13 protein-coding genes are annotated in these 12,897 nt (G+C 38.3%); 5 read left to right on the top strand and 8 right to left on the bottom strand.

Annotated features, from left to right (window positions below; genetic code table 11):
• Nucleotides 1–45: 45 nt before the first annotated feature.
• From cpcA to gcvH, 7 genes are all read right to left on the bottom strand, one after another.
• A complete protein-coding gene (gene cpcA, locus CY0110_RS01870) occupies nt 46–534 on the bottom strand; it encodes a phycocyanin subunit alpha (RefSeq protein WP_008273303.1) in 489 nt (162 codons plus the stop codon).
• A gap of 95 nt (nt 535–629) precedes the next feature.
• Entirely contained in the window at nt 630–1,148 is a 519-nt protein-coding gene (locus CY0110_RS01865; RefSeq protein WP_008273296.1) for a phycocyanin subunit beta, read from the bottom strand.
• Nucleotides 1,149–1,698: 550 nt separating this feature from the next.
• Nucleotides 1,699–2,664: a succinylglutamate desuccinylase/aspartoacylase family protein gene (locus CY0110_RS01860; protein ID WP_035798164.1), complete on the bottom strand. Its 966-nt coding sequence runs from the start codon at nt 2,662–2,664 to the stop codon at nt 1,699–1,701.
• Between the two features lie 99 nt (nt 2,665–2,763).
• Entirely contained in the window at nt 2,764–3,669 is a 906-nt protein-coding gene (gene rimK, locus CY0110_RS01855; RefSeq protein WP_008273279.1) for a 30S ribosomal protein S6--L-glutamate ligase, read from the bottom strand.
• A 203-nt stretch (nt 3,670–3,872) separates the two neighbouring features.
• A protein-coding gene (locus CY0110_RS01850; RefSeq protein ID WP_085961782.1) for an IS5-like element ISCysp16 family transposase occupies nt 3,873–5,400 on the bottom strand; the annotation gives its coding sequence in 2 pieces (ribosomal slippage) (nt 3,873–5,273 and nt 5,275–5,400; 1,527 coding nt in all).
• Between the two features lie 550 nt (nt 5,401–5,950).
• Entirely contained in the window at nt 5,951–6,262 is a 312-nt protein-coding gene (locus tag CY0110_RS01845; RefSeq protein WP_035798161.1) for a TIGR03792 family protein, read from the bottom strand.
• A 337-nt stretch (nt 6,263–6,599) separates the two neighbouring features.
• Nucleotides 6,600–7,001 (bottom strand): glycine cleavage system protein GcvH, encoded by a 402-nt coding sequence (gcvH, locus tag CY0110_RS01840; RefSeq protein WP_035798159.1) that lies wholly within the window; start codon nt 6,999–7,001, stop codon nt 6,600–6,602.
• A gap of 246 nt (nt 7,002–7,247) precedes the next feature.
• On the opposite strand from gcvH, the gene CY0110_RS01835 reads away from it, so the two are divergent.
• The 5 genes from CY0110_RS01835 to CY0110_RS01815 all read left to right on the top strand — a co-directional run bounded on the left by CY0110_RS01835 (nt 7,248) and on the right by CY0110_RS01815 (nt 11,310).
• The gene (locus CY0110_RS01835) at nt 7,248–8,171 is read left to right on the top strand and encodes a hypothetical protein (protein ID WP_035798157.1); all 924 of its coding nucleotides are present in this window, start codon (nt 7,248–7,250) and stop codon (nt 8,169–8,171) included.
• Between the two features lie 383 nt (nt 8,172–8,554).
• A complete protein-coding gene (locus tag CY0110_RS01830) occupies nt 8,555–9,802 on the top strand; it encodes a reverse transcriptase-like protein (RefSeq protein WP_035798155.1) in 1,248 nt (415 codons plus the stop codon).
• Nucleotides 9,803–9,852: 50 nt separating this feature from the next.
• Nucleotides 9,853–10,338 (top strand): hypothetical protein, encoded by a 486-nt coding sequence (locus CY0110_RS01825; protein ID WP_035798153.1) that lies wholly within the window; start codon nt 9,853–9,855, stop codon nt 10,336–10,338.
• 18 nt (nt 10,339–10,356) lie between these two features.
• Entirely contained in the window at nt 10,357–10,857 is a 501-nt protein-coding gene (locus tag CY0110_RS01820) for a hypothetical protein (RefSeq protein WP_008273250.1), read from the top strand.
• A gap of 21 nt (nt 10,858–10,878) precedes the next feature.
• Complete coding sequence (locus tag CY0110_RS01815; RefSeq protein WP_035798150.1) at nt 10,879–11,310, top strand: nucleoside deaminase; 432 nt, start codon at nt 10,879–10,881, stop codon at nt 11,308–11,310.
• Between the two features lie 182 nt (nt 11,311–11,492).
• On the opposite strand, the gene glyA is transcribed toward CY0110_RS01815, so the two are convergent.
• Nucleotides 11,493–12,776, bottom strand: a complete 1,284-nt coding sequence (gene glyA / locus CY0110_RS01810; protein ID WP_035798149.1) for a serine hydroxymethyltransferase — start codon at nt 12,774–12,776, stop codon at nt 11,493–11,495.
• Nucleotides 12,777–12,897 lie beyond the last annotated feature (121 nt).

The following is a 12,897-nucleotide window of genomic DNA, read 5'->3' as shown; positions in this document are numbered from 1 at the left end:
CCAACAACCTCCCGCTTTTCCAGGTCATTAGCACTTTCTAGATGACTAGCTTAGTGCGTTGATTGCATAATCAATGTAGGAGTTGGCTTCTACAGCAGGATCTCCACTTAAACCGTGGTTAGCTTTGATGTGCTTAAGAGCTTCAACATACCAGCTAGGGGATAAGTCGAAGGTACGGTTAATTTCATCGATACCAGCGATGAGGTACTCATCCATAGGACCGGTTCCACCAGCTACTAAACAATAAGTAACCATGCGGAGGTAATAACCGATGTCACGAGCACACTTGTCTTTACCACGTTGGTCAGCAGCGAAGTTAGGCCCTTGCATTTGAGTTGTGTAAGGGAACTTCTGATAAACTGCGTTAGCAGCACCACTGATTAAGGAGTCTGATTTGCTGGTTAAAGCTTTAGCAGCTTCTAAGCTAGCAGAAGCTTGCTTGAAACGTCCAAAAGCAACTTGGATTTCGGTGCTGCTTAAGAAACGTCCTTGGGAATCAGCAGCTGCGACGGCTTCAGTCAAAGGGGTTTTCATGGTTTTTGTATCTCCCGATTGTTTTGCTAAGTTTTCCTAGAATACGGTGTTGAAATCGTGTACGAAATTGCTTATTGACCACTTAAGGGTTTCTATTAAGCAACAGCTGCAGCAGCTTTATCAAAGTATCCAGAGATTTCGGATACGATAGCACTACAATCTCCTTGGGTGATATTGTTGCGATCGTTAACGATTTCGAGAGCTGCTTCTTTCATTTTTTGAACGCCGTTAGCAACGGAAGCACCAGGAACACCTAATGCAACGTAGGTTTCACGAAGACCATTTAAGCAACGATCTTCTAATACACTGCCGTCTCCACTGAAGGTGGCGTAGGTAACGTAGCGTAGGATGATTTCCATGTCCCGTAAGCAAGCAGCCATACGACGACTGGTGTAAGCGTTTCCACCGGGATTGATCAATTGGGGTTGCTCAGCAAATAAAGCACGAGCAGCATTGGTAACAATGGTGGATTGGTTACTGGTGATGCGGTTAACGGAATCCATGCGCTTGTTGCTTTCGGCTACCATTTGGCTCAGAGCATCAAGCTGGGAGGTGGATAAGAACTCACCACGGGCATCAGCTTGAGAAACAACTCTGGTAAATGCGTCAAACATTGAATTAATCTCCTACTTGACTTAATAAGTTGAGTTGGTTAGAACTCAGGACTTCCATCATCTATTGTGCTGTAAATACAGGTCACAATGGCTGCGGTTTCCTAAGTTCTTTACAAAAGTTTTCTTAAGAAACCTGAGAAAACTAGATAGTCGTCTCAGAATTATCAGAGGTTTTCAAGATGACCTTCATCTCTACTTGTGTCCCCTTCAAGTTAATTTTATACAATGCCTTTGTGTCATTATTTATTACATATTATTAAAAAAAATGCTGTTTTTTTGTAAAGTAATGTTAAGCAATTGTCTTAAAACCTTTATATTACTGAACTAGAGAGGGATGATGTTTCTGATCATCGCGGTTTTATTTTTTTTTGTGATCAGTTGGCTTGCAGCGAATACACTGGTTATTTTTCCGATTCACTTCTTCACCAGTTTAGGCTCTTTTGGGCATTTAATTCTTTTAATCATGGTTTTACTACTGTTTAGTTGGTTGTTTGGTGAATAATTTTGGAAATGTATAGAGACTACCAGAAGTGAAGAAATTTTAAGGATATTAACCCTTAATTAAAGCGAGGTGGACTACTGCATCCCCCTGATTGACTAAAGGATTTTGCACTTGGCCAATAACAACACCGTGATCAGGAGAACGGATTTTTGCTAACGTTTCGCCAAATGCGTCAGTAATTATGCCTAAAAGTTGTTTTTTTTCGATTTTATCCCCTAAATTGACTTCTAAATGCAATAATCCCCCACGAGATGCTCTGATCCATTTTGTTTTCTCAATTTCTAGGGAAGGAGGGGGAGAAGGCAAATCCTCTGTCAAAGCATGGGTGTACATTTCCAAGCGATCCATGACTTGTAAAATCCCTCTAACTCCGATCTCAATCCCTTTGGCATCAAAACGACAAGCTTCCCCTGCTTCGTATAACAACACAGGAATGCCTTTTTTACTGGCGGCTTGGCGTAGGGAACCGTCACGAGTAGTAGCATGAATCATCAAAGGTGCGCCAAACGCTTGAGCGCATTGATAGGTCTCCTTATCCTGTAAATTTGCTCGAATTTGAGGTAAATTAATCCTGGGTTGGGCTGCTGTGTGTAAATCAATGCCGTGGGTGCTATGGTTGACAATTTCTGTCATAAATAAATGAGCCAAACGCGAAGCCAATGATCCTTGCGGAGAACCTGGAAAAGAACGGTTTAAGTCACGGCGATCAGGCAAATAACGGGACTGTTCAATAAATCCGAAGACATTAACCACAGGAACAGCAATAATGGCTCCATATAGATACTTAGCCTTAATTTTGCTTAAAATCTGCCGAATAATTTCGACTCCATTAATTTCATCCCCATGAATGGCTGCACTTAACCACAATACAGGGCCTTGATATTGACCATTGATAACAACCACAGGCAAAGAAATAGTGGTTCTGGTGGGTAGTTGAGCCACAGGAATCTCTAAACGTTGTCTTTGGCCAGGGGCGATCGCCATTCCACCAATTTCTAAGGTTTGGTTGGTCATAATTCGTTAAGCATTGGATTTTAAGCAGGGAAAAGGCAACAGGCAATAGCCTTGGTAATTGGTCACTTTTGATCTACCTGTTACCCTATCATCCCTAGACTAAAACTGAATGCGATCGCGGGTACTCCCAGAAGGAGCATTTTTGGCTAAAAATTCAATAATTTTCTTGGCCACATCAATTCCGGATGCTTTTTCAATCCCTTCTATTCCAGGGGAAGAATTAACCTCCATTACCACCGGGCCATGATTAGACCGTAACATATCCACCCCTGCGACTTTTAACCCCATAGATTTTGCAGCCCTAACGGCGGTGGTTCGTTCTTCTGGAGTCAATTTAACCATATCTGCTTTTCCACCTCGATGAAGGTTAGATCTAAAATCTCCTTCTGCTCCTTTGCGTTTCATGGCCGCAACCACTTTACCCCCAACAACGAAACAGCGTAAATCTACCCCTGCAGCCTCTTTGATAAACTCTTGTACCAAAATGTTCGCATCTAACTGACGGAACGCTTCTATCACTGATTTTGCTGCGTTCTTGGTATCTGCAAGAACCACCCCTATTCCTTGGGTTCCTTCTAGGAGTTTAATGACCACCGGCGCACCACCGACAAAGTCTAGTAACCCGTCAATATCTTGGGTTGCATGGGCAAAACCTGTGACGGGTAAACCGATGCCATCCCTTGCTAAAATTTGTAAGCAGCGCAGTTTATCACGGGAACGGGAAATGGCTTGTGATTCATTAGCACTAAACACACCCATCACTTCAAATTGACGAACCACTGCGGTACCGTAAAAGGTTTTAGACGCAGCAATACGGGGAATAACTGCATCAAAACTTTCTAGGGGTTTACCGTTGTAGTAAACTTCAGGTTTATGGGAGGTAATATTCATATAACAGCGAAGATAGTTAATGACACGCATTTCATGTCCTAATTCTTCTCCTGCTTCTTTGAGTCGTCTTGTTGAGTATAAGGACGCATCTTGAGACAAGATGGCAATTTTCATACTAAGTTCCTCTGCGTTCAACCAAATAGTTTGATGGGTTTTCTACTGGTTATATTTTATGGGACTTGGGGACTGTAGTAGAAGTCAGAAGTTAGAAGTCAGAAATTCTGTAAACATTGTTTCGGCACTATCCACACAACCCAGAAGTTAAACTATCGCAGTACAAAAATAATTAGGGTTTGCTGAAAAAGTTTCTCCAAAATTTATGCGGCCAAAAGCCGATAATTTCCCTGCCAATTAATAATTTTTCTTTCTATAAATTTGCTATAAATATAATTTTCATTAATATAATTGTGGTTGAATAGTTCATCAGTTTTAATATTAATGAATAACCACAAATAAAGCGACAAAAACTGCCGAAGCAGTCTGGAAAGATTGACAACTAGAAAGGTAATGGCAATAGAAGTTTCTGAGGTTTCAGGGAGTTTAGTCATGACGAGATTCAAGCTAAACGAAGATTTAGCTTGTCCAAATTTTCCCTCAATAGCATTTCGGAAACTTTCGTCTGAGCGAGCTTGTTTCTTCTCTTCTTCACTGACATTTTTCGGAGGTCTTCCTAACTTCGGACCACTAATTCTTATTCCTCTCTCTTTACACCAATTTCTATTTTCTCTAGTTCTATAAATTTTATCAACATGAACAGATTCGGGATAATAGCCAAACATTTCTCTATACTTTTCTACTTGTTCTTTTAAATGACAAGATTCATTTAAGTTTTCCCAACTTATTCGGTCTAAAAATACATAATTATCCACACAGCTAACCGAGAGCTTAGCTCCAAACTCTATTGGTTTTCCTGCTTTTCCTCTGACTATAGGACGAATATGGGGTTGAGTTAAACTTACAATTCTTTGGGGAACACTCTGGGTTTTATTCTCCCACATTACTCGTTGTTGTTTATAAACTTTTTTGATAGTTTCTAGAAGATTTTGCTGTCTTTTACTCAGATTTTTGAGGGAAGCCCCAGCTTGATTCAAGTCTTCTATATGTCCTAGATTGTTCTTAACGTATTTCAACTGTTTTTCTATAGCTTTTCTCCTTTCTTGATAAGAAACTTTTCCTTTTTTAGCTACCTTTAAATATTCTTTTCTGGCAATGTGTCTAGAAATTCTCGGTTTTTTCCTCAGTTTTCCTCTTAAAGCTTTATAAAGATTGTCTATTATTCTTTCTGTCTCAATTCTAGCTTGATTTAATATTCCTAAATCTGTCGGATATTTTATATCGGCCGGCGCACAAGTTGCATCTAGTATTAGTTTACCTCGATTTTTTAGTTTTTTTCCTTTTTCTTGGGGTAAATCCTTTTTTTTTATTTCTTTATCAAGCTTTTCTTTCTCTTTTTTCACTATTTCTTTATTTATTTTATTCACCAAATCTACATCAATCCTTTTCCTAAAATGAACTAGCATTGAAGCTTCCACTGGTGGCTCTTGTTGATAACAATTTAAACCTATAAAGTATTGTAGATAAGGATTTTCTCTAATCTGTTCTATTGTTTCTCTATCACTTGTTCCTAACTTTTCCTTAATAATTAATATCCCTAATGCCATTCTAAATGGTTTAGCTGGCGCACCTTTTTCTGCTGAAAAAAGTTTAGCATATTTTTTTTTCAAAATCATCCCAAGGTATTAGTTCTGCCATGATTACCCAACGATTACTTAGGGATAATTTTCCCTCGAAGGGCAATTCAAAATTTTCTGGGGCGGGTGAAGGCTGCTCCTCTTTTCGATACATTTGTTCTTGACTAACAACTGCAAGGTATCCCTACCAATTTTAGCGGTTTTTAGCTGCACTAGCTGATCTTTTTTTGTCATCGAATATGAGTGTAACCTTTTGATAACAAGGGTTACACTCATATTCAGCAAACCCTAATTAGTGGAGACATTTTTTATGTCCTTTCTATTTTCACAACTGAATGCTCTTATAACTAAATTAGTAATATCTTTAGTTTTTAATAATGCTTAAACTGAAAATTTAACAGACAGTAAACTAATATTATGATTTTCCTTTAAAGGATCAATTTTTTAAAATAAAAGATCAGTTGACTGATCTTGAAAAGATTGAATAAAGAATCTAAAATCAAGAAAAATCGTCCATCTTTGAATAGTTTAGAAAACGTTGTGTACCTGTTGATTTATCAAAAAAATCTTTCAAAAAGCTTAATAATGATTCAAAAATCGCCATCACTCAAAGAAATCAGAAGGAAAACTGACTTTTATTATAAATCAGTCTTTCTGAAGATTGGATGCGATCACCTTAATTTTATCTACCTAACAAAAAAACTTTAATAATTGGGAAATTTTCTTACTTGATATTCTTTACTTTCCGTCATTTCATAGAAATGATTTTGCATCCGTTTAGCCATTTTTTGTTCAGTTGCTTCCAAAATATCGAAAGGAATTCTTTTCCATTGTTCACGGGTTTGCCAACGTATGACCAAAATAATTTCTTGGGGTTTATCAGGAGATATCCAAACTTCTTTTCCTAGAAAACCTGGAAACTGTGCTAAAACTGAAGTCCAAATTTCATTATCTAATTGAATAAAAATATCTCTAGATTCGGGAGACACCTCAAATTTAAGCCACTCAATTACCATATTGTAAATTTTTACTGAATTTATGCAACAAAGTCTAATGTTTACGAGACAATTGAAATAGGGAAAAAACTAAGCAGAGACGATTTTCCCAGGAGAGAAGTCATGATTAATACATTTTTATATCCTGATAGCATTACCTACCTAATGGTTAAACTCTGTGTTCTCTTTTTAGCTGTAATACTTTACTTAATGATCACAGCGACACCAGTTACCTAGAGAATTTTAGTAATTTATTGCTGTCATTTCAAAGTCCTATGCTTTTGGTTAATAAAGCTTTTATTTAGCGGTTAATCTCTGAAACAACAGCAAAAAGCTAGTTAGGTTAACTCTAGCTGTCTTAGATTCCCTCTTCCCCTTCAAGCATCCCACGATAGTCTTGAGCAGACATGGTGTCTTCTAATTCATCATCTGGGTTTTCCACGCGAACTTTGAGCAACCATCCATCTCCATAAGGATCATCAGCAATAACCTCTGGGGTTTCGATCATGGCTTCATTGCGATCAATAACCGTTCCTGAGACAGGAGGATAAAGGTCTTCTGCTGCTTTAACTGATTCAATAGAACCAAAACTACTCCCTCTTTCCAAGGAGTCTCCCACTTCAGGTAATTCCAGAAAAACCAGATCCCCTAATTGTTCAATCGCATAAGCACTAATACCAATGGTTGCAATTTCTCCATCTAAACGAACATACTCGTGACTATCTAAATATCTTAAATCTTCCGGAAATTCTAGTTCCATGACCTATCCTCAAAGTAAGAATTACATTAACAGTCCCACAGCAATAATACCTGTGGGATTTTTATTTCACCAGGTTTGTTTAGCTATAGTCATCACTAACTAAAAGCCTTGTTTTCTCAGTTTACACTGTCTTGGATAGAGCTATCCGTGTTAACCAAACTGAAATATTGTTACTAAGATTTAATGACTGCGACTTTGATAATCTAAGATAAACTAAATGAAGAACGACTCAATCATCTTCTGGCCATGACTTATCCTAAACCCTCTAAATCATCATTCCGTTATTTGATGGCAGGACTCAAACCCTTAGCTAATCTAAAAGTTTGGGGATCGGTAGCCATCGTGGGACTGGTTGCTTTTGTTCTTTGGCAATATTCCCGTCATCCTGAATGGTTAGGAAATGATACAGCAACTTCTCCAATTGAGGGAGAGTTTGAAGGAGAAGTGGGTAATAATGTTGATTTTGGGGTAACAGTACAAGATTTACAAGAAAACCGCTTTAATTCACAAGGATTTCCCCCCCAACCTTCTCAAGTGCCACCAAGTTCTTTGGAGCAACCTATCCTAGAAAATAGCGGTAATCCTTCTGTTTTGCCGCCTTCTTCCGATCAACAAAATCCCAACTTAGACCAATCTAATCCTTCCATTGAATTTCAACCACTGATGCCTAATGTAAAGGATGTGGGTTCTTTGTTTCCCCCCTTGACTCCTTCTAAAGATTCAGCCAAACCTATTAAACTACCTGATAGCGCACTTGATGCAAGTAAAACCCCTCAAGAAAGTCCCCTAAAAGATGCCATAGAAGATGTCTTTTCTCAAGAATCCTCCTCTATTGATCCATCTCCTCAAGGAAATAAACAGCCTCTGTCGCCAAGAACTCGACCAGCACGCCCCAACTATTCCACCTCTGGAACTCCCTCTAGAAGCGATTCTTTTTCTAATCCATCCTTTAATAACCCCTATACCTATTCTTCTCCTCAGCCCTATACTCAACCCTATGGTAATGGTAGAAGTTCGGCTCCAGTACAAGTCAATCCTTCCTCCGCTCAGTTCCCCAATGCTTATGGTAATGGCAATTCCAATGTCAATACTCCTAATCAAACGAATCAAGCCCAACCTCAACCTAATTACGGAATTCAACCCCCTCAAATTAATGACTATGGATACTAAGTTAACTCTTCCGATGAGATACCCTTAGTTCTTGTCATCGGAATCATTTTGCTATTAAGATTTTGTTAAGCTTTAAATGTGCCATAGCACGGTTGTTTTGTTCTGTGACTCGAAAAACAATAAAACTGCTATTGCCATCTCGACATTGTGATTCTTTGGTTATAGTAAAAGGACGGCACAACTTTTTTATATCCTAGAAAATTGATAGTTTTTTTAACGTTCTCATAACTGCAATCCTCAATAAAAACTTTATTTGATCTATAATCTATTTCAGAGAAAAGGCTCTAAAAAGAGAGTAAAAATACTTGCCCTAAAATTTTACACTGCCTGCCAATTAGTGATCTTTGCTATTTGTCCGATCTCCTCATTATCATAAACTTACGATGTCGACTAATCACCAAAAAGCTATTGTTCCTAAGGATATACCAGTCATGCTATTTGATGGGGAATTTCAAGGTGATTTGCTACAAGGAGTCGCTGCTGCTATTCTTTTAATGCCTAATGGACGACGATACACGGTTAGTCAATTAGTATCCGTTAATCATAAGGATGAAGCAGAATATGCAGCCCTGATCATTGGTTTAAAAAAAGCTCAAAAACTAGGTTTAAATGTCCTAGCAATTAAAGGAGATAGTGATCTCATTTTTAATCAAGTTAATGGGCTAACCCCTGTCACTCAAGAAAGGTTAATTAGACTCTATCGTATCGCTATAAAATTAATCAGAAGTTTTGAAAAAACATCTTTAGAATGGATTTCCTCTGAGCAGAACAGACCAGCTAAATCAGCACTTAAACGGTGTATTAGCGATGCCTTAGGAAGAGAAAAAAAACAGAAAGCTTCACTTACACCCATTACTCCTTCTCAAGACTCTGCTATCGTTCGTTTAATTGACAAGGGAGAAAAAGCAACCGATGAAGAGTATAGCCGACTGTCAGTAGAATCTGATCAATGGAGCAATAAATCTCTCTCAGAATTGAGAGGTTTGATTCCAGTAGAGGTTCGGGATATTATCGCTTTACAATGGCAAGGAGATGAAGAGAATTTAGCCCAGATGTACCGTTGGCATTTACGGGGACTTCCGCCCAAAATGGCGTGTCGTAAAGTTAATCTCGATCACAAAACCGACCAAGAAGCTAAGACAAAACTTCCCTGGGAAGAAGCCTTAAACTTACCTCAGCCAATGTTAACTGACTCCGACAAAACCTCAGATCCCTTGCTTTCTTTATTGTCAGAGTTAGATGAGCATCAGGAAAGTTTCGAGGAGCTTTCTTTAGATTCATCGGAGTCAAATCAAACGGAGTCTCCGTTGTTTGAAACCCTCATTGAGGCTAATCTCCAAGACAATGAATTCATAGAAGAGAAACCGTCTTTATCTTCAACCGATAAGTTGTTAAAAAACGAAGAGATTAATTTATCATTAGATGAAGAAAACCTGGATTCAGGGATAGGTGCTAGTCAAGATACGCTACCATCAGAATCAAGTATTGTCGATATTCTTAAGCTGATTGAGAATCTGGCTCCTGAAGAACAAATGACCTTAGCTCAGGAATTGGTTAAAATACCGGAAATGGTTAATCTTATTCTTAAAGCGATCGCGGATAATGTTTCTAAAGGTAATACTGAATCATAAAAGATTCTTTTATGTGTTTAAGATTGAAACTTATAATCTTGGAAATAGCGATGTATTTAGACGAACAATTAGAAATTCTTATTCATGAAGCACCTCAACAGGGGGTTCCTATTTCGGTAATGGAAAAGGCCGTAGTTCCAACCCTTAAATTGTTTGCTAGCCAGCTACAACACGAGCAATATTATGTTCTACACGGTAAAAATCACTCTTGGTTGTCGACAATATTAAGTAATCGTAAAAATCCCAAGGAAGAAAAACGGGTTATCTATGCTTTTGCTACTAAAAAAGATGCTGAAACTTTTCAAGGTATTATTAATCCTGAAATTAGCATTATTTCTATTCCCGTAACTCATTTATTGTTTCAATTGTTTTCTGTAGAGTCCATTGATAGCATGATTTTTCAAGAAGTACCAGGTAATAAGGAGTCGCAAGCTGAAATCTCCCGTGCTAAACTACAAAATATTATTCAACAACAATTACGCGCTCTAAAGTCGAAACCTAGAAAAAACAATAATATTCCTCCTAATCTTGCATAAGTTCATTGTCTAGTGTCTATGTTATCTTCTCGCCCATCATCAAATTTACTAAATTATTATAGTGCTTATTATTGTCCAGTGTGTCGTCATGGAGAAATCGCAACATTGCCCTTGATGGAAGCCTTTTCTTGTAATTTTTGTCGTCATATTTTTACAGCTAATATCGATAAACAAGCCATTACTATTGTAGATAGTCAACTCCCTTTAACTTGGTATTGGACAGGAAAACGCTGGCAAAATGTTCGTTCTGTTAAAACCTTTCAATGGGGTTATCGTTTCTTAGCTTTAGGTTTTGTGAGTTTACCCACATTAATTGTAGGGGCTGGAGCTTATTTGTTTCCTGTGTTACCTGATACTCCTTTAGCTTGGTTTCCTTGGTTTTGGACTGGGCTAACTTTTATCTGTCATTTGAGTTGTTTACTTTGGTTAGTTTTAGAATATTATCAGTTTCCTTTATCCTTATATTTTGAAGCGTTAAGGAATAATATTTTATCTCGTTTATCTTTATCAAATGATTAAACAGTCAGGGAAATTTTGATTATGGATGAATTTATAAAAGCTGCGATCGCAGAAGCTAAACAAGGGTTAAAAACCGGAGGTATTCCCATCGGTTCAGTGTTAGTTAAAGATAATAAAATTATCGGTAGAGGACACAATAAACGAGTGCAAGAGGGTGATCCCATTACTCATGCAGAAATTGATTGTTTACGCAATGCTGGACGAATTGGTAGTTATCAAGATACGGTACTTTATTCTACTTTAATGCCTTGTTATCTATGTGCTGGTGCAGTGGTTCAATTTAATATTAAAAAAGTGATTGCAGGTGAATCAAAAACCTTTACAGGGGCGAAAGATTTTATGGAGTCTCATGGGGTAGAAGTGATTGATCTCGACTTAGCAGAATGCAAAGATTTAATGAGACAATTTATTGAAAATAATCCTCGATTATGGGACGAAGATATTGGTAAGTAATATAATACTAACTCTGATTATCAAAGGTTACTATCGAAGATAGGCAAAAGGCAATAGATAAGTTATGTTAGTCTACTTTTAAAATTAACGAAATAACGGGTATTTTAAACAAGGATTTAATGAGTCTTTTTGAATTCCTGTTGAGTAGGGGAATGAACCCCTAACTCTGAACTCACGTTAGTTTAGGCTAAAACAGGAACAGGAATATTAAGGTGAGGATAAAGAGGAAAGCGATCGCATAATGCTTTCACTCGGTTTAAACAATCTTTCTTAACCCCTTCATCGTTGCGATTGAGTAAACAATCAGCAATAATGTTCCCAATTTCGGTAAATTCTTCGACTCCCAACCCTCTGGTGGTCATAGCTGGAGATCCCAACCTTAAACCACTGGTGACAAAAGGAGACTCTGGATCGAAAGGAACCGTATTCTTATTGGCGGTAATATTGATTTCACTGACTAAGTTATTTGCTTCTTTTCCTGTCATGTCAATGCAGCGTAAATCAATTAACATTAAATGGTTATCAGTCCCACCAGAAACCAGCTTAAAGCCTCGTTGCGTTAATTGATTAGCTAGAGCTTGAGCATTGGCAATCACTTGCCCAGAATACACTTTAAACTCAGGCTTAAGAGCTTCTCCAAAGGCTACGGCCTTGGCTGCAATCACCTGTTCTAACGGACCCCCTTGCGTACCAGGAAAGACGGCCTTATCGAACTGTTTGCCCAACTCAGGGTTCTTGGTCATAATTAAACCACCTCTAGGCCCTCGTAGGGTTTTATGGGTAGTCGTTGTTACCACATCACAGTAGGGCAAGGGGTTAGGATGATGACCACTAGCCACTAAACCAGCAATATGAGCAATATCAGCCATGAGGTAGGCTCCCACCTCATCTGCGATCGCTCTAAATTTATCAAATTCAATAATTCTCGGATAAGCAGAGTAACCACAGATTAATAATTTGGGTTTCTCTTTCTTGGCTAATTCTAAAATAGCATCATAGTCTAATCTTTCGGTTTCGGGACTCACGCCATAATGAGATACCTCGAACCATTTTCCTGAAACGTTGACGGGGGAACCGTGGGTTAAATGGCCACCGTGGGATAAGTCCATTCCCATGATCTTATCGCCAGGGTTAAGGAGAGACAAGAAAACCGCAAAATTCGCTTGTGCGCCGGAATGGGGTTGGACGTTGGCGTGTTCTGCACCGAATAATTCTTTGACGCGATCGATGGCTAATTGTTCGGCTTTATCAACCCATTCACAACCGCCATAATAACGTTTTTTCGGTAATCCTTCTGCATATTTATTGGTCAACACCGAGCCTTGTGCAGCTAAGACGGCGGGTGAGGTAAAATTTTCACTGGCAATTAATTCTAAATGTTCCCGTTGCCGTTGTAGTTCCCCTTGTATCATGGCAGCAAGGGTGGGATCGGTTTGGGCTAAAAAATCTAAATTAGTATCAGTCACTGTTATTCAATCCTTTCGTTTTGGCTTACGGTGTTCCCAGTCCCCAATTATACTTAATGTTTGCGTTATGGCTCAATAATACAAGATCAGTTTAATATTCAGTGACCAGTTATCAGGAGTC

It is taken from the genome of Crocosphaera chwakensis CCY0110, from assembly GCF_000169335.1.
Classification (GTDB): domain Bacteria; phylum Cyanobacteriota; class Cyanobacteriia; order Cyanobacteriales; family Microcystaceae; genus Crocosphaera; species Crocosphaera chwakensis.
The sequence above is the reverse complement of the archived record's forward strand: the minus strand, read 5'-3'. Positions and strand labels throughout refer to the sequence as shown.